Here is an 18,054-nt window from a genome sequence, read left to right as displayed (position 1 = left end):
GCCGCTCCCGCCGCTGGTGGTGACCGCCCGACCGGCGGCGGGCGACCCGGCCGCGACGGCGGCGGATGATCCGGCCGCGACGGCGGCCACCCCGACGGCGGGGCCGGTCCGGGCCGGCGGGCGGTCGGCGGGGACGCCGAGCAGGCGTACGGCGGCGAGCACGTCGGCCGGGTCCAGCCGGGACAGGCAGGGGTGCCCGGCGACCGGGCAGCTGGTGGCCCGGGTGTCCCGGCACGGCGCCCCGGCGTCGCCGAGCCGGACGGTCGGTACCCGGTAGGGGCCCCACTGTCCGTACGGGACGGTGGGGGCGAAGAGGCTGACCACCGGTACGCCGAGCGCGGCGGCCACGTGCGCCGGGCCGGTGTTGCCGACCACCAGCGCGCCGGCCCCGGCGAGCACGGCGGCCAGCTCGGCCAGGCCGGTCCGGCCACCCAGGTCCACGCCGAGGTCGCCGGCGACCAGGGCGGTCAGCTCCCGCTCGTGCGGCCCACCGGTGACCACCACCCGGTGGCCGGCCTCGGCGAGCACCCGGACGATCCGGGCGGCCAGCTCGGGCGGGCAGGCGCGGGCCTGGACGGTGGAGCCGGGGTGCAGCACCACGTAGCCGGGCCCGCCCAGCTCGGCCGGGGGTGGCGGGACCGCGTCGGTGCGCAGCCGCAGCCCGGGCCCGTCGTGGTCGGGCAGGGCGTGACCGGCGGCGGCGGCCAGGGACAGCGCGCGCTCCGGTTCCGGCACGCCGACCGGGACGCGGTGGCGGGTGTCGAGGAGGCTGCCCGGGTAGTCGTCGCTGATGGCGTGGATGCGGGGTACGCCGGCGACGCGCAGCAGCAGGGCCAGGGGCAGGGCCGACTGGTGGTAGCTGGTGAAGATGATCGCCTCGTCGGCGTCGACCTGCGCGAGGCGCTCGGTGAGGTGGCGCATGTCGTCGGGGTCGACGGGCTCGGGGTTGCCGTCGATCCAGGGCAGTGGCCATTCGATGATCTCGTCGATGCCGGGCAGCAGGTCGGCGGCGGCGCGGCCGCGGGGTCCGCAGAGCAGGACGACGCGGTGGGCGCCGGCGGCGACGGCGCGGATGGCGGGTCCGGTGACCAGGACGTCTCCGGCGGAGTCGCTGCGGACCACCAGGACGGTGCCGGCTCTGTCCCGGCGCGGGGCGGCGGGGCGGACGGCGTTCTGGCGGCGCAGGATCTCCTCGACGGCGGCGGGCAGGTCCCGGGCCACGTGCGGCGCGGCGGCGATCTCCTCGGGCCGGGTCACCGGCGTCGGCACCATGATCGCGCCCGCGCCCGCGGCACCGGCCGCCACCATGTCGGCGCCGATGTCGCCGACCAGGACGCAGCGGGCCGGTACGGTGCCCAGCGCGCCCGAGGCCGCGTACACCATGCCCGGCTCCGGCTTGCGGCACCGGCACCCGGCCCGGTCGTCGTGCGGGCAGACCTGCCAGTCGTCGAACGGCCCGAGCAACTCCTCCACCCGCGCGTTGACCCGGGCCAGGTCCGCCGCGCCGAACAGGCCCCGGGCCAGGCCCGACTGGTTGGTCACCACCCCGAGCCGCAGCCCGGCGGCGCGCAGCCGGTCCAGCGCCTCCCGCACCCCGGGCAGCGGGCGGACCTTCTCCGGGTCACCGTTGTAGGGCACGTCCTCGACGAGCGTGCCGTCCCGGTCCAGCAGCACCGCGTCGAACAGCACCCCGGCCGGCCGGGTGGGCGGCGGGAAGAGCCGGTCACCACCCGGGTCGACCCGGGCTGACCTGCGCTGATCCGGCTCCTCCTGGTCCCGTCGCACGGGCGGCGGGTTCCCGGGGCCCGGAGGAGTAAACATCATCTTCGGCCGGGGTACGCCGGCCGGCACGACCCGTCCCGCTGCACCGAGGGTCGGTGCGGCGTTACCCGTCGTCGCCGAGAAGCTAACCCGGCCGCCCGGTTACCGGTACCGGCGTGAGGGGTATGAGGTGCCGCGTGGCGATTGTGGAGAAAGTGATCCAGGCTCCCCCGGAGCAGGTCTTCAAGGTGCTCTCCGACGGGTGGACGTACAGCGACTGGGTGGTGGGCACGGCGCACGTCCGCGACGTGGACCCGGACTGGCCGCGCGTCGGCACCCAGCTGCACCACCGGGCCGGCCCGTGGCCCCTCTCTCTCCAGGACGCCTCGACGGTGCTGCTCTGCGACGCGCCGCACCGGCTGGTGCTGCGCGCCGGGCTCTGGCCCGCGGGTGAGGCGATCGTCTCGTTCGCGCTGGAGCCGGTCGGCGCGGGCGCCACCCGGGTCCGGCTCGGCGAGGACTTCGCCGCCGGGCCGTTGCGCTGGTTCCGCAACAAGCTCAACGACCTGGTGCTGCACCAGCGGAACAAGGAGACGCTGCGTCGGCTCTCCGACATCGCGGTGCGGCAGAAGCCGCAGGAGTGACCCGCCGCCCGGCCCGTGGGGCGGGCGGCGAGCCGCGGATACGGTGCGTACGGGGAGCCTGGGCCGCGGGCCACCGGGCCAGTGGCTACCCTCTCAGGGAACCCTGTCGGCAAACCGAGGATATCGCCATGATCGAACCCGTGCAGTTGCCCTCGCCGTGGCGGGACGCGCGCCTGACCGTCGTCGTTCCGACCTACAACGAGGCGGGCAACCTCCCGGTGCTGGTCGAGCGGCTCCTCGCCCTGCCGCTGCCCGGGCTGAAGGTGCTCGTCGCCGACGACAACTCCCCCGACGGCACCGGTGAGGTGGCCGACAAGCTGGCCATCGAGCACCCGGACCGGATCGAGGTCGTTCACCGGCCCGGCAAGGAGGGCCTGGGTCGGGCGTACGTCGATGGCATCGGCCGCGCCCTCGACGGCGGCGCCGACTACGTCGCGCAGATGGACGCCGACCTGTCCCACCCGCCGGAGGCGCTGCCCGGCATGCTCGGCGCGCTGCTCTCCACCCAGGCCGGGGTCGTGATCGGCTCCCGCTACGTGCCCGGTGGGCAGCTGGACGAGAACTGGCCGCTCTACCGCCGGGCGCTCAGCGGCTGGGCGAACCTCTACGTGCACACCCTGCTGCGGGTGCGGATCCGCGACCTGACGGCCGGGTTCAAGATCTGGCGGGCCGACGCGCTGCGCGACATCGGCCTGGACCGGGTCCAGTCCAACGGCTACAGCTTCCAGGTGGAGATGCACTACCTGGCCACCAAGCTCGGGCACACCATCCTCGAGGTGCCGATCCGCTTCGAGGAGCGGCGCGACGGCCTGTCGAAGATGACCACCGCCACCAAGGTGGAGAGCGCCCTGATGCCGTTCAAGCTGCGCAGCCGGCACCGCAACCTGCCCGGCTGAACGGCCGGCACCGTCTCGCCGACCCGCTGACCGGCGCGAACCCGCCGGTCAGCGGTAGACGGCCCGGTTCGCCGCGCCGATCACGCCCTTGTACAGGCCGCCGGTGAGCGCCCGGTCGCGGGCCAACGCCGCCCGGGCGGCGTTGGCCCCGGGGGCCCCGTGCACCCCGCCGCCGGGATGCGCGGAGGAGCTGGCCAGGTAGAGCCGGTCCACCGGGGTGTCCGCCCGGCCCAGGCCGGGGACCGGCCGCAGGAAGAGCTGCTGGTACGCGGCCGCGGTGCCCCCACCCAGCGCGCCGCCCACCAGGCTCGGGTCGCCGTTCTCCAGGTCGGCCGGGCTGGCTACGTGCCGCCCGACGATCAGCGAGCGGAAGCCGGGGGCCGCCGCCTCCAGCACCTCCTCCATCCGCTCGATGTGCCCGGCCAGGTCCTCGGCCCGCCACGTCCGCCGGAACGGCAGGTGGGTGTACGACCAGAGCGACTCGGTGCCCGGCGGCGAGTGGCTCGGGTCGGCCACCGACATCTGCCCGACCAGCAGGAACGGGTCGCGGGGCACCTCGCCCCGGGCCAGCGCGCCGGAATAGCTGGTCAGCCCGTTGAGGTCGGCGCCGAGGTGCACGGTGCCGGCGGTGGCCACCTCCTGGTTGGTCCACGGCACCGGGGCGGAGAGCGCCCAGTCGACCTTGAGGGTGGAGCCGTCCCACTTGAAGTGGGCCAGGTCCTCCACCAGCCGGGGCGGCAGGGCGTCCGCGCCGACCAGGTCGAGGAAGAGCGCGGGGGCCGGCACGTCGGCCAGCACCGCGCGGCGGGCCCGCCAGCGGCTGCCGCCGGCCGTCCGTACCCCCATGGCGCGGCCCCGGGCGGTGAGCACCCGGTCGACCCGGGCGCCGTAGAGGATCCGCCCGCCCCGCTCGGTCAGCCGGGCCACCAGCGCGTCGGTGATCTTCTGGGCGCCGCCGACCGGCACCGGCCAGCCGACCTCCTGGCCGAGCATGGCCAGCAGCCAGCCGTACACGCCGGAGCCGGCCTCCTCGGGGGACAGGTCGGTGTGCAGCGCGCAGCCGGCCAGCAGCGCGGGGCCGCCCTCGCCCTCGAAGAGCTCGTCGCCGAGCTTGCGGACCGGGACGACCAGCCGGCGGGCCAGCCGCAGCGCGCCGCCGACCCGCAGCCGGCGCAGCAGCTCCACCCCGCCGCGCACCGGCGGGAAGGGCCTGGTGATGGTGTCCAGCATCGGCCCGGAGACCTCGCGCCAGTCGGCGTACGCGTGCCGCCAGCGGTCGCCGTCGCCCGGGGCGAACTTCTCCAGCGAGGCGGCGGTGGTGTCCAGGTCCCGGTTGATCACCGCGGCCCGTCCGTCGGGCAGCAGGTGCGCCAGCACGTCCGGGGAGTTGGTCCAGTGCAGGCCGTACCGGTCCAGGTCCAGCCCGGCCAGCACCGGGGAGGCGTAGCCGAGCGGATAGAAGGAGCTGTAGAGGTCGCTGAGGTAACCGGGGGCGGTGACCTGGGCCGACCGGACGGCGCCGCCCGGGGCCTCGGTGGCCTCCAGCACCAGCACCTCCCAGCCGGCGTCGGCCAGCAGGTTCGCCGCGACCAGGCCGTTGTGGCCGGCGCCGACGACGATGGCATCGACGCTCTCCGCACCGGTCGGGAGGGCGGAACCGGTCGGGATGGCGGGCGACGTCATCCGATCCGCCTACCCGGCCGGTTACCGGGCGAAACGCGTTTGCCTCGCCGGAGCGGGGGCATCCACTGCCGCATGTACAGGGTTGAGCAGCTCATCGGTGGAGTGTGGGGCGCGGGCGGCGAAGGGGGCGAACTGGTCGTGCACGACCCGGCCGACGGCTCCCCGGTCAGCACCGTCGGAGTGGCCACGCCGGACGAGGTGGCCAAGGCGGTGGAGGCGGCGCGCGGCGTCGCCGCGGAGTGGGCGGTGACGCCGGCGGCGGAACGCGCGGCGGCGCTGCACCGCGCCGCGGACGCGGTGGCGGCGATGACCGACGAGCTGGCCGAGGCGGTCACCGCCGAGATGGGCAAGCCACTGGGCGACGCCCGGGGCGGCGTCGAGGCGGGCATCGGCACGCTGCGCCAGTACGCCGAGCTGGCGCCGCTGCGCGGCGGCCGGACGTTGCACGGCAGCGCCGACGCGATCGACTTCATGGCGCCGGAGCCGCGTGGGGTGGTCGCCGCGATCACCCCGTGGAACGACCCGGTGGCGGTCTCCTGCGGGCTGCTCGGCGCCGCCCTGGTCACCGGCAACGTGGTGCTCTACAAGCCGAGCGAGCGGACCCCGGCGACCGGTTGGCTGCTGGCGAAGGCACTGGACGGCGTGCTGCCGGCCGGGGTGCTGTCGCTGCTGACGGGCGGCGGCGAGGTGGGCGCGGCGCTGGCCGGGCAGGAGGTGGACGTGGTGGCCCACGTCGGGTCCACGGCCACCGGCCGGGCGATCGCCGCGGCGTGCGCCCGTACCGGGGCGAAGGCGCTGCTGGAGAACGGCGGCAGTGACCCGCTGATCGTGGACGCCGGGGTGGATCCGGTCTGGGCGGCCGAGCAGGCGGCGATGGGTTCGTTCGCCAACGCGGGGCAGATCTGCGTGGCGGTGGAGCGGATCTACGCGCACCGGGACGTGGCGGAGGACTTCGTCGACGCGCTGGTCGAGCGGGCCGGCGCGCTGGCCGTCGGTCCGGGCCGCGAGCCGTCCACGGAGCTGGGCCCGCTGGTGGACCGGCGGCACCGGGACCACGTGCACGGGCAGGTGACCGCCGCCGTGGCCGAGGGGGCGACGCTGCGGGCCGGCGGGGTGCTGCCGGAGGGGCCGGGGGCGTTCTATCCGGCGACGGTCGTGACCGACTGCCGGCACGAGATGACCCTGGTCCGCGAGGAGACGTTCGGGCCGGTCGCCGCGGTGGTCGTGGTCGACTCGTTCAGCGAGGCGCTGCGCTGCGCCGCCGACTCGCCGTACGGGCTGGCCGCCACGGTGCTGACGCCGTCGATGAGCCACGCCCAGCGGGCCTGGCGGGAGCTGCCGGTGGGCACGGTCAAGGTCAACGCGGTCTTCGGGGGCGCGCCGGGTGGCGCCGCGCAGCCACGCCGCGGCAGCGGGCAGGGCTTCGGGTACGGGCCGGAACTGCTGGACGAGTTCAGCACCGTCAAGACGGTGCACCTCCAGGCCCCCGGCGGCGGGCACTGGTGAGCTGAGACGAAAGGGAGTGGCCGTCGGATCCGACGGCCACTCCCTCGCGTACCCGGTCGGGTCAGCGACCCTTGCTCTTCTCCCGGGCCTTGGCGGTCTGCCGGGTGTTCGCCTTCTCGATCGCCTTGACCAGTTCCGGCTTCGTCATCCGGGACCGGCCCGGGACGTCCAGCTTCTTCGCCACCTCCATGAGGTGGTCCTTGGTGGCGTTGGCGTCCACGCCGCCGGCCGTGGGGGCGCGCCGGGCGGGGCCGCCGCCGGCCGCCTGCCGGTCGCTCGGGCCCTTGCGGCCCTTGGGCTCCCAGTGGTCGCCGACCTTCTCGAACTCGTGCTTCACCGCGGCGAACGCCGTGCGGTGCGCCCGCTCCCCCTCGCCGTACGTCTCGACGGCCGAGTCGTGCGTCTTCTCCCAGGTGCGCTGGGCCTTCTGGGGGGAGCGCCGCAGCGTGCTGGGCAGTACCTCGCGCCCGGGCATCTCGTCCTCCTTGCGCGTCGATTGCGTCTGCCTGGACCGTTCCCCCCGGCGGCACCGGCAAACGCGGGGTCGGGTTTGTCGATTTTCCGGCCCGGGTACCGCCTCGACCGGTGCGCGCCGGCGATGAACGAGCGGTCCGGCGGCCGGGGCGACGGGAGCGGGCATGGCAGCGACGACGGAGCCGGCCGCGGCGCCGCAGGGCGCACAGCGGCGGATCCCCCGCCGGGTACGCCAGTTGAGCTGGCGCACCTGGCGCGGGGTGCTGGTGCGCAGCGGGCGCAACTTCCTCAAGGACAACTGCGCCGACTGGGCTGCCGCGTTGACCTACTACGGGGTGCTGGCGCTGTTCCCCTCCACCATCGTGGTGGTCGCCCTGGTCGGGCTGGTCTCCGAGGGCGAGCGGACCGTGGACACGGTGCTGGACCTGGCCCGGGACGTCGGCGCCGGTTCGGTGGTGGGCAACGAGGGCTTCGTGAGCGTGGTCCGTGGGGTGGTCGACCAGCAGAGCGGGGCGAAGGTGCTGCTGAGCTTCGGTCTGCTCGGCGCGCTCTGGTCGGCGTCGGGGTTCATCGGGGCGTTCACCCGGGCCTCGAACGCCATCTACGGGGTGCAGGAGGGCCGGCCGGTCTACAAGCTGCGCCCGATCCAGATCGGGCTGGCCGCGCTGTCGCTGCTGCTGCTGGCCGTGGTGGCGACCGGCCTGATCGTCAGCGGCCCGGTGGCCGACGCGGTCGGCGACCTGGTGGGGGCGGGCGGGTTGAGCCGTACCCTGTGGAGCGTCGCGAAGTGGCCGGCGCTGGCCATGGTGGTGATGGTGCTGCTGTCCCTGCTGTTCTGGATCGCGCCGAACGTGCGCCAGCCCCGGTTCCGCTGGCTCACCCCGGGCGGCGCGGTGGCGCTGCTGGCCTGGCTGCTGGCCTCCTTCGGTTTTGGCCTGTACGTCGCGAACTTCGGCTCGTACGACGTCACCTACGGCAGCCTGGGCGCGGTCATCGCGTTCCTGGTCTGGCTCTACCTGTCCAACTGCGCCCTGATGCTCGGGGTGCAGATCAACGCGGAGTTGCAGCGGGGGCGGGTGTTGCAGAGCGGGGCGAAGGATCCCGGTGAGCCGATCCTGCCGCCCCGGGAACCGGCTGATTCGTGACGATGTGGTGCCAGTCTCGCGGCGCTCCGGTTTGCCGGCCCGTTGCCCGGGTACCGCTCACGACATGGAACGAGGCAGCAGCAAGCACTCGCCCCGGGTCGACGACAACATGAGCCAGGACGTGGCCGGGCTCGTGCAGGGACCGGGAACCGGTGGTTCGCGCGTGGAGGAGTTCCGCGAGGCGGAGCCGGCCGGTGAGGACCAGCCGGGCGCCACCACCGCCCCGGCCGGCGACCTGCGTACCGGCTCCCCGCAGGGGATGAGTTCCGAGGACGTGGAGGCGCGCAGTCGGCTGGGCCGGTTCATCACCATGACCGCCCTGCCCGGTGACCGTGCGGCGCTGGTGGCCAACGCCCTGGAGAACCAGGCGCCGGCCGACATCGTGGCCGCCCTGGAGCGGCTCCCCGAGGGCACCCGTTACCAGACGATCTCCGAGGTGTGGGCCGCGCTCGGGCACAAGAACGAGACGACCCGCTGGTGACCGGATCGGCCCACGATCCGGCCGAGCACCGGCGGACGAAGGAGGAACCTGCATGAGCGGCGTTGTCGAGCACGTGGACGTCGCGGTCCCGATCCGGACCGTGTACGACCAGTGGACCCAGTTCGAGGAGTTCCCCCACTTCATGGAGGGCGTGCAGGAGGTCCGGCAGCTCTCCGAGACGATGACCCACTGGACGGTGGAGATCGCCGGGGTCAAGCGCGAGTTCGACGCCGAGATCACCGAGCAGCTCCCCGACGAGCGGGTGGCCTGGAAGTCCACCGGCGGCACCCAGCAGGCCGGCGTGGTGACCTTCCACCGCCTCGACGAGGGGCACACCCGGGTCACCCTCCAGATGGACTTCGAGCCGCACGGCGTGGTCGAGCAGGCCGGCGACAAGCTGGGCGTGGTCGACCGCCGGGCCAAGGGTGACCTGGAGCGGTTCAAGACGTTCATCGAGCGGCGCGGTCAGGAGACCGGCGCGTGGCGCGGTTCGGTGGACCGGCCGACCCCCTGATCCCCTCCCCCGTTCCGTCTTCGCCGACGGCCGCCGGATCTCCGGCGGCCGTCGGCGCGTTCCGGGCCCGCCCGTCCAGGCGGCCGTTTGCGATCATCCCGCCCGGGTACCGCAGAGGGATGACGGACAACGACAGGGTGTGGCGGGACGAGCAGAAGACCCCGCTGGAGGAGCTGGACCGGGCCATCGCCCGGTCGACCATCGACGGGCAGGCCGACGACGTCACCGGCAACGACGCGGGTGAGGAGGCGGCCTTCGGTCACGGGCCGGAGGCGGTCGACCGCGGCGCCGGCCCGCAGGCCGAACGGCGGGAGATGACCGACGCCGAGCGCGCGTACCGGCCGTCGACCACGGGACGGACCGGTCCGGACACCATGTGAGGCGCTGCGGCGAGGTCAGGCGCCCGGGCGTACGGCCGGGCGCCTTCGTCGTGCCCGACGAGAACAACCGGCGCCGCCACCGACCACCCCCGAACCGACAAAATATGCGGCCCGGTCGTCCGGAAAAGCGGACAGGTCATCCAGAATCGACGCCGAGGGCTCGGGCGGGCCGGGGCCGTCGCGTAAGACTTTCGGAATGCAACAGGGCTCCGGCATCCTCACCCCACGTCAGCGTCGGCTGGCCTGGCTCGGCTTCCTGCTCGCCGCGCTCCAGGCCCCCGTCGCCGCCTGGTTGGTCTCCGACGACTCGTGGCTGTTCAGCCTCTGCGTCGCGCTGATGGTGGCCACCGTGATTCTCGCCGACGACACCAAGCGTCGCCAGCCGGAAGGCGCCGGCGCCGACTAGCCCCGGCGGCCGGGCCGCGCCTCGTGCCCGGGCAGCCCCCGGGTACGCCGCTCCTCCTTCATCTCCGCCTCGTACAGGTGCCGCATACCGTCGACCAGTTCGTCGCGGGCGTCCCGGTCGACCTGGCGGAAGAGCGCGTAGTAGCCGTCGTCGAAGTCCTCGACGATCTGGAACGTCCACCGGCCCGCGATGACGTTGCGGCCGAGCAGCTCCGTGGCGATCCGGTCGGCGATCTCCGGGTGCCCGGCGGCGCGGAACTTCTCCACCGCCTCGTCGAGCATCAGGTCGGCGTGCCCCACCAGCTGGTGCAGCGAATAGAGGTGGCCGCGTACCCGCTCCACCGTCTCCAGCGCCTCACTGAGCTTGCCGAGCGCCGCGACCGTCTCGTCGCTCACCCCGGCCGGCCGCCGGTGGGCCTCGTCCGGCCCGTCCACCCGTTGTCCCATCCGTGCCTCCGCATCCCCGGTCCGCCCCGATCGGGGCCCGCTTCTCCTTCTGCCCAGCGGAATCCGGGTCAATCCCGGCGACCGAGTCCGGTCGACCCGAGCGGCCGAGGTTGCCCGAGGCACCGGATGGCTAGCCTCGTAGCTCATGCGAGTGCCGTACCCCCAGGTAACCACCGGAACCGCGGTGGCCTCCGCCCGGTCCACCCTCGCCCTGCTGACGGCGTCGGTCGGGACCGCCGGCATGGCCGCGGCGGCCGCCCGGCCGGGCCTGCTGGCGAGCGTCGACCAGCACGCCGCCGCCGTCCGCGACAGCCTCGACGGCGACCGCCGGCCGCTCACCCCGGCCGCCCTCGCCGGCTACGCCGAGGGAGTACGCTCCGCTGCCCGCCAGCACGGCTGGTGGCCGCCCGCCGACGCCGACTGGTGGGCGGAGCCCGACTGGACGCTCACCCGCCTGCTGGCGGTCTGCGCGCTGACCCGCTCGCTGGATCCCCGACACCTGGCCTGAGCACGGCGAAGGGTGCCCGCGATCGCCCCGCGGACACCCTCGTCGCACCGTCGCCGGCTCAGCCGTTCGGCCGGCCGAACTGCTGGGTCTCGTCCCCCGGCCGGCCGCCGCGCGACCCGGTCATCGAGGACTCCGGCATCACCTGGGTACGCTGACCACCACGGTCGGCCATCTGCCGCTCGTAGTCGCTGCGCCCGGCGTTCTGCCCCTGCCGCTGCGCCTGGATCGCCCGGGACTCCTCGGCCATCCGGTTGAGCCAGCCGTCCCAGCGGTTCTGCATCGGCTTCACCAGACCACCGCCGACGCCGACGACCAGGATGCCGGCCACCGTGGCCAGGACCGCGATCAGCACCGGCGTGGTGACCGTGGTGGCGATGCCCACCTGGTTCAGCGCGGCGATGATGCCGAGCGCCAGGATGAACACGGCGGTCAGGTCGGCCAGCACCTTTCCGTACGACAGCCCGCCCAGCGCCCCGGTGATCAGGTCGCGCACCGCGTTGGCGATGGCGGCGGCCACGACCACGATGATGATCGCCACGAACGCCCTGGGCAGCCAGGAGATCACGCCGCGGATCAGGTCGCTGATCGCGTTGGGTCCCCACACCCCGAAGGCGAACTGCAGGGTGAACAGCAGCACGGCGTAGTAGGCCAGCTTGGCCAGGATGTCACTGGCGTCGTACTTGGTCCGTTCCAGCGCACGTTTGATGCCGCCGCGTTCGACCGCCCGGTCGAACCCGACCCGTTCCAGTGCCGCGTCCACGATCTTCAGCACGGCTCGGGCGATGAGCCAGCCCACCACGAGGATCACGATGAACGCGATGGCCCTCGGGATGAAGAGCAGCACCGACCTCCAGAAGTCGGTCAGGGCGGAACCGATGTCGGCCTGCCCGACCGCGAGGGTTTTCGGCATGATGTCCCTCCTGTCGCATGGACTAGCGCCGCCCGCATACCCCCTCGACCGGGCAGCACGCCGCAGCCGCCTGGCGGAATTTCCCGACATCGGCCGGCATACCGGCCGTGACCTGCCGGAACTCTCCGCCGCGCCGGCTCGGCCGGCATGATCGGGTCGCCCGGTCGGGGCTCCGGATAGGCTGCGTCCATGCCAGGCACGGTCGGGCGAGTTCCCACCCCATCCGCTCCCGCTCCCACGGAGGCTCCCGGGCCCACCGACGCGGCGGCCGCGGTGCTCGCCCACCCGTGGGGCGACACCCCGCTGGGTCCGCGCGAGCGGTGGGACCCGGCCGTACGCGCGGTCATCGACGTCGTCCTCGCCTCGCCGGTGCCGATGTGCCTGCTCTACGGCGACGACTTCGTGCTGCTCTACAACGAGGGGTACGCCGAGGTGCTCGGCCCGCGGCACCCCGCCGCGATCGGTCGGCCCGCAGCCGAGGTCTTCGCCGACGTGTGGCACGCCCCCGGCGCCGCCGAGGTGATCGAGCGCACCTACCGGCGCGGCGAGCCGTTCCTGGAGCGCGACTCGACGCTGCCGATCCACCGCAGCCTCGGCACCGCCGGCCGGGCCGCCTTCACCCGGGCGCACTCGGCGGTGCAGGACAGCGCGGGCCGCATCGTCGGGGTGCTGAGCGTGCTGGTGCAGACCAGCCAGGTCACCCAGCAGCTGCAGAGCCTCAGCGACTTCGCCGCAGCACTGGCCGGCACGCTCACCCTGGACGACGTGGCGCGGGTGACGCTGCGCTACGCGCTGGGGTCGTTCGACGCCGACCGGGTGTCCTTCGCGATCGACGAGGGCAGCAACTGGCGTACGGTGCGGCGGGTCCGGGGCGAGCTGCTGGACGAGGCCGACGAGCGGCTGCCGCCGTTGTGGCGGCGGGCCGCCCAGGACTCCGCCGCTCCGGTGATCGCCACCGCCCGCAGCGGGGTGCCGTTCCTGGTCGCCGACGGCCAGCCGCTGCGGGACAGCGCGGTGGACCGCCACGACCAGAAGATCCGGGCGCTGGCGGTGCTGCCGCTGCGCTCGTCGGTGATCCGCGGCGCGCTGTCGGTGGGCTACCAGGAGGCGCACACCTGGACCGGCGCGGAACGGGCCCTGCTCGCCGCGGCGGTGGAGCTGGTCGGCCAGGCCGCCGAGCGGGCCCGCCGGTTCGAGACCCAGCACGGCACCGCCCAGCTGCTGCAACGCAGCATGCTGCCGGAGCACCTGCCGGCGATGCCCCGGCTGCGGATCGCCGCCCGCTACGAGCCGGGCGTGGACGGCAACGCCGCCGGCGGCGACTTCTACGACGCGTTCACCCTGCCCACCGGCGGGCTGGGTGTGGTGCTCGGCGACGTGGCGGGCCACGACGTGCAGGCCGCCGCCCGGATGGGGCAGGTCCGCGCCGCGCTGCGTGCGCTGGCGCTGAGCGACCCCCGACCGGACGCGGTGCTCGGCGGCCTGGACCGGCTGGTCGCCAGCCTCGGCACCGAGGCCGACACCTACGAGCTGTTCGTCACGGTGGTCTTCGGGGTGATCGACCTGGAGTCGCAGCAGGTCACCCTGGCCAGCGCCGGGCACCCGGCGCCGCTGATCCGGCGCTGCGCCCCGGACGGTACGGGCACCGCCCGCTACGTCGACCTGCCCGCCGGCCCGCCACTCGGGCTGGGCTGCCGCCCGGGTACGGCCACCGTGCCGTTCACCGCCGGCGACACGCTGCTGATGTTCAGCGACGGGGTGGTCGAGCGACGCTGGCAGGACCTGTCGGCGGGGCTGGACGGGCTGGCGGCGGCGGTGGCCGGGGCGGGCAGCGGCGACCCCCGGGCGCTGTGCGCGGTGGCCAGCGCGGCGGTGCCGGGCGCCACCGAGGACGACGTCGCGGTGCTGGCCGTGGAGCACGCGCTCCGGCCGAGCCGGTCGGCGAGCATGGAGGTGCCGGCCGAGCCGACCGCGCCGAGCCGGGTCCGGCACTGGATGACCGGCCAGCTCACCGACTGGCAGGTGCCCGAGCAGGTGATCGGCGCGGCCGTGCTGTGCACCAGCGAGCTGACCACCAACGCGCTGCTGCACGCCGGCACGGCCGCCCGGGTGGCGGTCGACCTGAGCCCGGAACGGCTGCTGGTCTCGGTCGCCGACTCGGGCACCCGGGGCACGGTGACCCGCGCCCAGACCGACACGCTGAGCAGCCGGGGCCGGGGCCTCGGGCTGATCGAGGAGCTGAGCGACGCCTGGGGCACCGACCCCACGGTGCGCGGTTCGACCGTCTGGTTCGAGATCCTCATCCCGGCCGACCGGCCAGGCGTCGCGGACGGTTCCGACGGGTAGGAGGAGCGCCATGCCCGATCTGAAGCGCAGCGGAGTCCTCCTCGACGTCGACGGGACCCTCGTCGACACGACCTACCTGCACACCGTCGCCTGGTGGGAGGCGCTGCGCCAGGCCGACCACCGGGTGCCCATGGCGGTCATCCACCGGTCCATCGGGATGGGCTCGGACAAGCTCCTCGACCACCTGCTCGGCGCGGAACGCGACCGGGACCAGGACGACAAGCTCCGCGACGCCCACGACAGTCTCTTCGCGGGCTGGTTCGAACGGCTGGCCCCGCTGCCCGGCGCGGCGGAGCTGTTGCGGGCCTGCGCGGCGCGGGGCCTGCGGGTGGTGCTGGCCACCTCCGCCGCCGAGCACGAGCTGGCCGCGCTGCGCAAGGTGCTCGACGCCGACGACGTGATCGACACGGTGACCAGCTCGGCGGACGCGCAGCAGAGCAAGCCGGCGCCGGACATCCTGATCGCCGCGCTCGAGCAGGCCGGACTGGACGCCGCCGAGGTGGTGTTCGTCGGCGACTCGGTCTGGGACGTGGCGGCGGCCGGCAAGCTGGACATCCCGTGCATCGGGCTGGCCTGCGGCGGCACCAGCCGCGGCGAGCTGGCCGGCGCGGGCGCGGTGGCCGTCTACGACGACCCGGCGGCGCTGCTGGCCGGCCTGGCGGAAAGCCCGATCGCCGCACTGCGGTGACGATCACCCGGACAGCCACGATTGGCGGGGTCGTCCGCAGGGCAAGGTGTGTCACCACCTCCCCGAGGCACGGGCGAGGCCGAAGGGTGGTGTCGTGGAGCCGGTAGACGTGGCGTTCGCAGTGGTGGGGATCGGCGCCCTGCTCGCGGGGATCCTGCCCCGGGTGCTGGAACGCCGGCCCCTCTCCATGCCGATCGCCTTCCTCGGGCTGGGCATGCTGGTGTTCCTGCTCCCGGTCGGGCTGCCCGTGCCCGACCCGCTCCGGTTCGACACGTTCACCACCCACCTGACCGAGGTCGGGGTGATCGTCGCCCTGATGGGCGCCGGACTGAAGATCGACCGGCCACTGAGCTGGCGCCGCTGGTCGTCGACCTGGCGGCTGCTGGCCATCGCCATGCCGCTGTGCATCGCGGCGGTGGCGCTGCTCGGCTGGTGGTGGGCGGGCCTGGTGCCGGCCACCGCGCTGCTGCTGGGCGCCGCGCTGGCCCCCACCGACCCGGTGCTCGCCTCCGACGTGCAGGTCGGTGAGCCGACCGACGCGGAGGACTCCGAGGACGAGGTGCGCTTCGCCCTCACCTCCGAGGCCGGGCTCAACGACGGGCTGGCCTTCCCCTTCGTGTACGCGGCGATCGCCATCGCCTCCACCAGCCTCGCCCCGGCCGACTGGTTCGCCGAGTGGTTCGCCGTCGACGTGCTCTACAAGCTCGCCGTCGGGGTGGGCGGCGGCCTGCTCATCGGCTGGCTGCTCGGCAAGCTCTTCTTCCGGGCCCCGAGCGAGATCCGGCTGGCCAAGCACGCCGAGGGGTTCCTGGCCCTGGCCGCCACCTTCCTGGCGTACGGGCTGGTCGAGGTGGCCGGCGGGTACGGCTTCCTCGCCGTCTTCGTGGCCGCGCGGGCGATCCGGGCGGCGGAGCGGACCCACGAGTTCCACTCGGTGCTGCACGACTTCGCCGAGCAGGTGGAGCGGCTGCTCACCGTCATGCTGCTGCTGCTCTTCGGCGGCGCGATCGTCGGCGGCCTGCTCAAGCCGCTGACCTGGCAGGCCGCCGCGGTGGGGCTGGCCCTGATCTTCGTGATCCGCCCGCTGGCGGGCTGGCTGTCGCTGCGCGGGGCGCCCGGTCGGCCGGCGGAGCACTGGGTGATCTCCGCGTTCGGCATCCGGGGCGTCGGCTCGTTCTACTACCTGGCGTACGCCACGACGAAGACGGAGTTCCCGCAGGCGCAGCTCGTCTGGGCGATGGCCGGTCTGGTGGTGCTGGTGTCGGTGGTGGTGCACGGCATGGCCGCCACCCCGGTCATGCAACTGCTGGACCGCGAGGGCGAACGCACCCAGGACACCTCCGAACGCCAGGCCGCCAAGGAACCGACCCCAGCCGGTGAACCGACCCCGGCCGCCGCGAACGGCTGACCCCTCCCGTCCGGCTCGTCGATCAAGGAGTTTTCGTCACGGAGAGCGCTTCCGGACGACCAGAACTCCCTGATCGACGAGCGGCGGGGGTTAGGGGGTGGTCAGGTGGGTGGTCAGGGCTCGGCCGAGGTCGCGGCCGGAGCGCCAGGCGGTCTGCACCCGGGGTTTGCCGCCGAAGGCGTCCCCGGCCAGCCCGATGCCGTCGGCGTCCAGGTGGTACGTCCCCTCCGCGGTCGACGCCGGCTTGGCGTACGTCCAGCGGTGCACGTGCACCAACTCGGCCGGCTCGGGGAGCCCGAGCAGGTCCCGGACGGCCTCCTCGATCGCCGGCCCGGCACCCGTCGGCTGGGCCAGGTGCCCGGCGGCGAACTCCGGGGTGGTGTGCGCGACCAGCACCGGGGCGCCGTCGCCGCGCCGGTCGCCGTCGTCGCAGACCACGGCGAGCACCGGGTGGTCGTTGACGAACGCACCCCGGAAGTCGGCCCAGCGGCGGCCGGGGAAGCGCAGCACGGCGGCGAGCGCGGCCGTCCAGCGCTGGTCCTGCACCACCCGGGTCGCCTCGACCAGCGCCGGGTCGAGCAGCAGGGCGGCCTGCGGGCCGGGCACCGCCAGCGCCACCGCGGCGCACGGCCGACCGTCGACGACCGGGCCCGGCTCGACCCCGAGCACCAGCCGGTCGACGGTCAGCGGCAGGTCCCGGGCCAGGTGCTCGACCAGGGAACGCAGGCCACCGGGGGCGGCCCAGCGCACCGGCCCGCGCCGTTCCCGCCGGCCGTCACGGTCGTACGCGACGAAGGTGTCGGTCCACTCCCGGGCCAGCCCGGCGGCCCGCCACTGCTGCGCGACCGCGGCGAAGTCCGGGTCGTCGACGGTGAAGTAGGCGGCGCCCAGGTCGGCGGGGCGCCCGTCGAAGCGCTTGCTGGCCATCCGGCCGCCGGCGACGCGTCCCCGTTCGCGGATCTCCACCGGCACCCCGGCCCGGGTCAGCTCGACCGCGCACGCCACCCCGGCGATCCCGGCGCCGACCACCACCACACCCGTGTCCATCCGGTGATCGTATGCGGCGGCGGGGCGGAATGAAGCCGACACCACCGGGGTACTGGCACAGGTGTTCGAGGAGAGGACTGATGATGACCGACGCCAACCGCAGCAACGCCAACCCGCAGGCCGCCGTCAAGGACCCCGACGAGTGGGTCACCGGCGAGGAGCCGCCCACCGCCGCCCAGGAGTCGTACCTGCACACCCTGGCCCAGGAGGCCGGCGCCGAGGTGCCGGAGGACCTCACCAAGGCCGAGGCCTCGAAGCGGATCGACGAGCTCCAGGCGGAGACCGGCCGCGGTCAGTGACCGCCGCGCGGGGGCAGGCGGTGCAGCTCGACCTCGTCGAGCCGCCCCGCCGCCACCCGCGCGGTCAGGTACGTCGCGTACGGCTGGGCCCGCCGGTCGGTGGGCGACCCCGGGTTGAGCAGCCGCAGACCACCCGGCGCGACGCTGTCCCACGGGATGTGGGAGTGCCCGAAGACCAGCAGGTCGCAGTCGGGGAACCGGGCGGCGCAGCGTTCCTCGCGGCGCTGCTTCGGGCCGGTCTCGTGCACGACGGCGACGCGGAGCCCGGCCAGCTCGACCCGGGCCACCTCGGGCAGCCGGGCACGCAACGGCGGGCCGTCGTTGTTGCCGTACACCCCGACCAGCCGGCGGGCCCGGGCCTGCACCGCGTCCAGCAGCGCCTCGTCCACCCAGTCCCCGGCGTGCACGACCACGTCGGCGGCGTCGATCGCCGTCCAGAGCGGTTCGGGCAGGTCCCGGGCCCGCTTCGGAACGTGGGTGTCGGCGGTGACGACGAGGCGCATGTCCCCATC

Annotated in this window: 19 protein-coding genes and 1 pseudogene; 13 read left to right on the top strand and 7 right to left on the bottom strand. The window is 74.5% G+C overall.

Going from position 1 to position 18,054, the window contains the following annotated elements:
- Nucleotides 1-66: 66 nt before the first annotated feature.
- Nucleotides 67-1,785, bottom strand: a pseudogene (locus GA0074704_RS13565) (HAD-IIIA family hydrolase); the annotation flags it as partial.
- 173 nt (nt 1,786-1,958) lie between these two features.
- On the opposite strand from GA0074704_RS13565, the gene GA0074704_RS13560 reads away from it, so the two are divergent.
- Both GA0074704_RS13560 and GA0074704_RS13555 read left to right on the top strand, forming a co-directional pair.
- On the top strand, nt 1,959-2,405 hold the full coding sequence (locus GA0074704_RS13560; protein WP_088970845.1) for an SRPBCC family protein: 447 nt from the start codon (nt 1,959-1,961) through the stop codon (nt 2,403-2,405).
- Between the two features lie 128 nt (nt 2,406-2,533).
- Nucleotides 2,534-3,301: a polyprenol monophosphomannose synthase gene (locus GA0074704_RS13555; RefSeq protein ID WP_088970844.1), complete on the top strand. Its 768-nt coding sequence runs from the start codon at nt 2,534-2,536 to the stop codon at nt 3,299-3,301.
- Nucleotides 3,302-3,349: 48 nt separating this feature from the next.
- Here GA0074704_RS13555 and GA0074704_RS13550 read toward each other — a convergent pair whose 3' ends face one another.
- On the bottom strand, nt 3,350-4,984 hold the full coding sequence (locus GA0074704_RS13550; protein WP_088970843.1) for a phytoene desaturase family protein: 1,635 nt from the start codon (nt 4,982-4,984) through the stop codon (nt 3,350-3,352).
- 72 nt (nt 4,985-5,056) lie between these two features.
- Here GA0074704_RS13550 and GA0074704_RS13545 point away from each other — a divergent pair, with 72 nt between their 5' ends.
- A complete protein-coding gene (locus GA0074704_RS13545) occupies nt 5,057-6,490 on the top strand; it encodes an aldehyde dehydrogenase family protein (RefSeq protein WP_088970842.1) in 1,434 nt (477 codons plus the stop codon).
- 61 nt (nt 6,491-6,551) lie between these two features.
- Here GA0074704_RS13545 and GA0074704_RS13540 read toward each other — a convergent pair whose 3' ends face one another.
- Complete coding sequence (locus tag GA0074704_RS13540; RefSeq protein WP_088970841.1) at nt 6,552-6,965, bottom strand: ChaB family protein; 414 nt, start codon at nt 6,963-6,965, stop codon at nt 6,552-6,554.
- 163 nt (nt 6,966-7,128) lie between these two features.
- On the opposite strand from GA0074704_RS13540, the gene GA0074704_RS13535 reads away from it, so the two are divergent.
- The 5 genes from GA0074704_RS13535 to GA0074704_RS13515 all read left to right on the top strand — a co-directional run bounded on the left by GA0074704_RS13535 (nt 7,129) and on the right by GA0074704_RS13515 (nt 9,890).
- Nucleotides 7,129-8,109: a YihY/virulence factor BrkB family protein gene (locus GA0074704_RS13535; RefSeq protein ID WP_088970840.1), complete on the top strand. Its 981-nt coding sequence runs from the start codon at nt 7,129-7,131 to the stop codon at nt 8,107-8,109.
- Between the two features lie 64 nt (nt 8,110-8,173).
- Nucleotides 8,174-8,590, top strand: a complete 417-nt coding sequence (locus GA0074704_RS13530) for a DUF2795 domain-containing protein (protein WP_088970839.1) — start codon at nt 8,174-8,176, stop codon at nt 8,588-8,590.
- A 52-nt stretch (nt 8,591-8,642) separates the two neighbouring features.
- The gene (locus GA0074704_RS13525) at nt 8,643-9,104 is read left to right on the top strand and encodes an SRPBCC family protein (protein ID WP_088970838.1); all 462 of its coding nucleotides are present in this window, start codon (nt 8,643-8,645) and stop codon (nt 9,102-9,104) included.
- A gap of 119 nt (nt 9,105-9,223) precedes the next feature.
- Complete coding sequence (locus GA0074704_RS13520; RefSeq protein ID WP_088970837.1) at nt 9,224-9,484, top strand: hypothetical protein; 261 nt, start codon at nt 9,224-9,226, stop codon at nt 9,482-9,484.
- A gap of 196 nt (nt 9,485-9,680) precedes the next feature.
- Nucleotides 9,681-9,890, top strand: coding sequence for a hypothetical protein (locus GA0074704_RS13515; protein WP_088970836.1), 210 nt, complete (start codon nt 9,681-9,683; stop codon nt 9,888-9,890).
- Here GA0074704_RS13515 and GA0074704_RS13510 read toward each other — a convergent pair.
- Nucleotides 9,887-10,336: a hypothetical protein gene (locus GA0074704_RS13510; RefSeq protein ID WP_088970835.1), complete on the bottom strand. Its 450-nt coding sequence runs from the start codon at nt 10,334-10,336 to the stop codon at nt 9,887-9,889. The genes GA0074704_RS13515 and GA0074704_RS13510 overlap by 4 nt on opposite strands.
- Before the next feature lie 145 nt (nt 10,337-10,481).
- Here GA0074704_RS13510 and GA0074704_RS13505 point away from each other — a divergent pair, with 145 nt between their 5' ends.
- Nucleotides 10,482-10,844 carry a DUF6401 family natural product biosynthesis protein gene (locus tag GA0074704_RS13505; protein ID WP_088970834.1) on the top strand — a complete coding sequence of 121 codons (363 nt, stop codon included), beginning with the start codon at nt 10,482-10,484 and terminating at the stop codon, nt 10,842-10,844.
- A 58-nt stretch (nt 10,845-10,902) separates the two neighbouring features.
- Here the strand turns inward: GA0074704_RS13505 and GA0074704_RS13500 are convergent, their stop codons facing one another.
- Nucleotides 10,903-11,754 carry a mechanosensitive ion channel family protein gene (locus GA0074704_RS13500; protein WP_088970833.1) on the bottom strand — a complete coding sequence of 284 codons (852 nt, stop codon included), beginning with the start codon at nt 11,752-11,754 and terminating at the stop codon, nt 10,903-10,905.
- A gap of 189 nt (nt 11,755-11,943) precedes the next feature.
- Here GA0074704_RS13500 and GA0074704_RS13495 point away from each other — a divergent pair, with 189 nt between their 5' ends.
- The 3 genes from GA0074704_RS13495 to GA0074704_RS13485 all read left to right on the top strand — a co-directional run bounded on the left by GA0074704_RS13495 (nt 11,944) and on the right by GA0074704_RS13485 (nt 16,196).
- Nucleotides 11,944-14,100, top strand: a complete 2,157-nt coding sequence (locus GA0074704_RS13495; RefSeq protein WP_088970832.1) for an ATP-binding SpoIIE family protein phosphatase — start codon at nt 11,944-11,946, stop codon at nt 14,098-14,100.
- A 10-nt stretch (nt 14,101-14,110) separates the two neighbouring features.
- Nucleotides 14,111-14,788: an HAD family hydrolase gene (locus GA0074704_RS13490; protein ID WP_088970831.1), complete on the top strand. Its 678-nt coding sequence runs from the start codon at nt 14,111-14,113 to the stop codon at nt 14,786-14,788.
- 94 nt (nt 14,789-14,882) lie between these two features.
- The gene (locus tag GA0074704_RS13485; protein ID WP_088970830.1) at nt 14,883-16,196 is read left to right on the top strand and encodes a cation:proton antiporter; all 1,314 of its coding nucleotides are present in this window, start codon (nt 14,883-14,885) and stop codon (nt 16,194-16,196) included.
- 90 nt (nt 16,197-16,286) lie between these two features.
- Here the strand turns inward: GA0074704_RS13485 and GA0074704_RS13480 are convergent, their stop codons facing one another.
- Nucleotides 16,287-17,243, bottom strand: a complete 957-nt coding sequence (locus GA0074704_RS13480) for an NAD(P)/FAD-dependent oxidoreductase (RefSeq protein WP_088970829.1) — start codon at nt 17,241-17,243, stop codon at nt 16,287-16,289.
- Between the two features lie 80 nt (nt 17,244-17,323).
- On the opposite strand from GA0074704_RS13480, the gene GA0074704_RS13475 reads away from it, so the two are divergent.
- Complete coding sequence (locus GA0074704_RS13475; protein WP_197697627.1) at nt 17,324-17,542, top strand: DUF3072 domain-containing protein; 219 nt, start codon at nt 17,324-17,326, stop codon at nt 17,540-17,542.
- Here the strand turns inward: GA0074704_RS13475 and GA0074704_RS13470 are convergent.
- Complete coding sequence (locus tag GA0074704_RS13470; protein ID WP_088970827.1) at nt 17,536-18,045, bottom strand: metallophosphoesterase family protein; 510 nt, start codon at nt 18,043-18,045, stop codon at nt 17,536-17,538. The two genes, GA0074704_RS13475 and GA0074704_RS13470, sit on opposite strands and share 7 nt — an antisense overlap.
- Between the last annotated feature and the right edge of the window lie 9 nt (nt 18,046-18,054).

This window comes from Micromonospora siamensis (assembly GCF_900090305.1).
Classification (GTDB): domain Bacteria; phylum Actinomycetota; class Actinomycetes; order Mycobacteriales; family Micromonosporaceae; genus Micromonospora; species Micromonospora siamensis.
This window is presented reverse-complemented; position numbering and strand designations above follow the sequence as displayed.

Bases quoted from the DNA above. Each gene is read 5' to 3' on its own strand.
- GA0074704_RS13555 (WP_088970844.1), top strand. From the start codon at position 2,534: ATGATCGAACCCGTGCAGTTGCCCTCGCCGTGGCGGGACGCGCGCCTG.
- GA0074704_RS13550 (WP_088970843.1), bottom strand. From the start codon at position 4,984: ATGACGTCGCCCGCCATCCCGACCGGTTCCGCCCTCCCGACCGGTGCG.
- GA0074704_RS13545 (WP_088970842.1), top strand. From the start codon at position 5,057: ATGTACAGGGTTGAGCAGCTCATCGGTGGAGTGTGGGGCGCGGGCGGC.
- GA0074704_RS13540 (WP_088970841.1), bottom strand. From the start codon at position 6,965: ATGCCCGGGCGCGAGGTACTGCCCAGCACGCTGCGGCGCTCCCCCCAG.
- GA0074704_RS13535 (WP_088970840.1), top strand. From the start codon at position 7,129: ATGGCAGCGACGACGGAGCCGGCCGCGGCGCCGCAGGGCGCACAGCGG.
- GA0074704_RS13530 (WP_088970839.1), top strand. From the start codon at position 8,174: ATGGAACGAGGCAGCAGCAAGCACTCGCCCCGGGTCGACGACAACATG.
- GA0074704_RS13525 (WP_088970838.1), top strand. From the start codon at position 8,643: ATGAGCGGCGTTGTCGAGCACGTGGACGTCGCGGTCCCGATCCGGACC.
- GA0074704_RS13520 (WP_088970837.1), top strand. From the start codon at position 9,224: ATGACGGACAACGACAGGGTGTGGCGGGACGAGCAGAAGACCCCGCTG.
- GA0074704_RS13515 (WP_088970836.1), top strand. From the start codon at position 9,681: ATGCAACAGGGCTCCGGCATCCTCACCCCACGTCAGCGTCGGCTGGCC.
- GA0074704_RS13510 (WP_088970835.1), bottom strand. From the start codon at position 10,336: ATGGGACAACGGGTGGACGGGCCGGACGAGGCCCACCGGCGGCCGGCC.
- GA0074704_RS13505 (WP_088970834.1), top strand. From the start codon at position 10,482: ATGCGAGTGCCGTACCCCCAGGTAACCACCGGAACCGCGGTGGCCTCC.
- GA0074704_RS13500 (WP_088970833.1), bottom strand. From the start codon at position 11,754: ATGCCGAAAACCCTCGCGGTCGGGCAGGCCGACATCGGTTCCGCCCTG.
- GA0074704_RS13495 (WP_088970832.1), top strand. From the start codon at position 11,944: ATGCCAGGCACGGTCGGGCGAGTTCCCACCCCATCCGCTCCCGCTCCC.
- GA0074704_RS13490 (WP_088970831.1), top strand. From the start codon at position 14,111: ATGCCCGATCTGAAGCGCAGCGGAGTCCTCCTCGACGTCGACGGGACC.
- GA0074704_RS13480 (WP_088970829.1), bottom strand. From the start codon at position 17,243: ATGGACACGGGTGTGGTGGTGGTCGGCGCCGGGATCGCCGGGGTGGCG.
- GA0074704_RS13475 (WP_197697627.1), top strand. From the start codon at position 17,324: ATGATGACCGACGCCAACCGCAGCAACGCCAACCCGCAGGCCGCCGTC.
- GA0074704_RS13470 (WP_088970827.1), bottom strand. From the start codon at position 18,045: ATGCGCCTCGTCGTCACCGCCGACACCCACGTTCCGAAGCGGGCCCGG.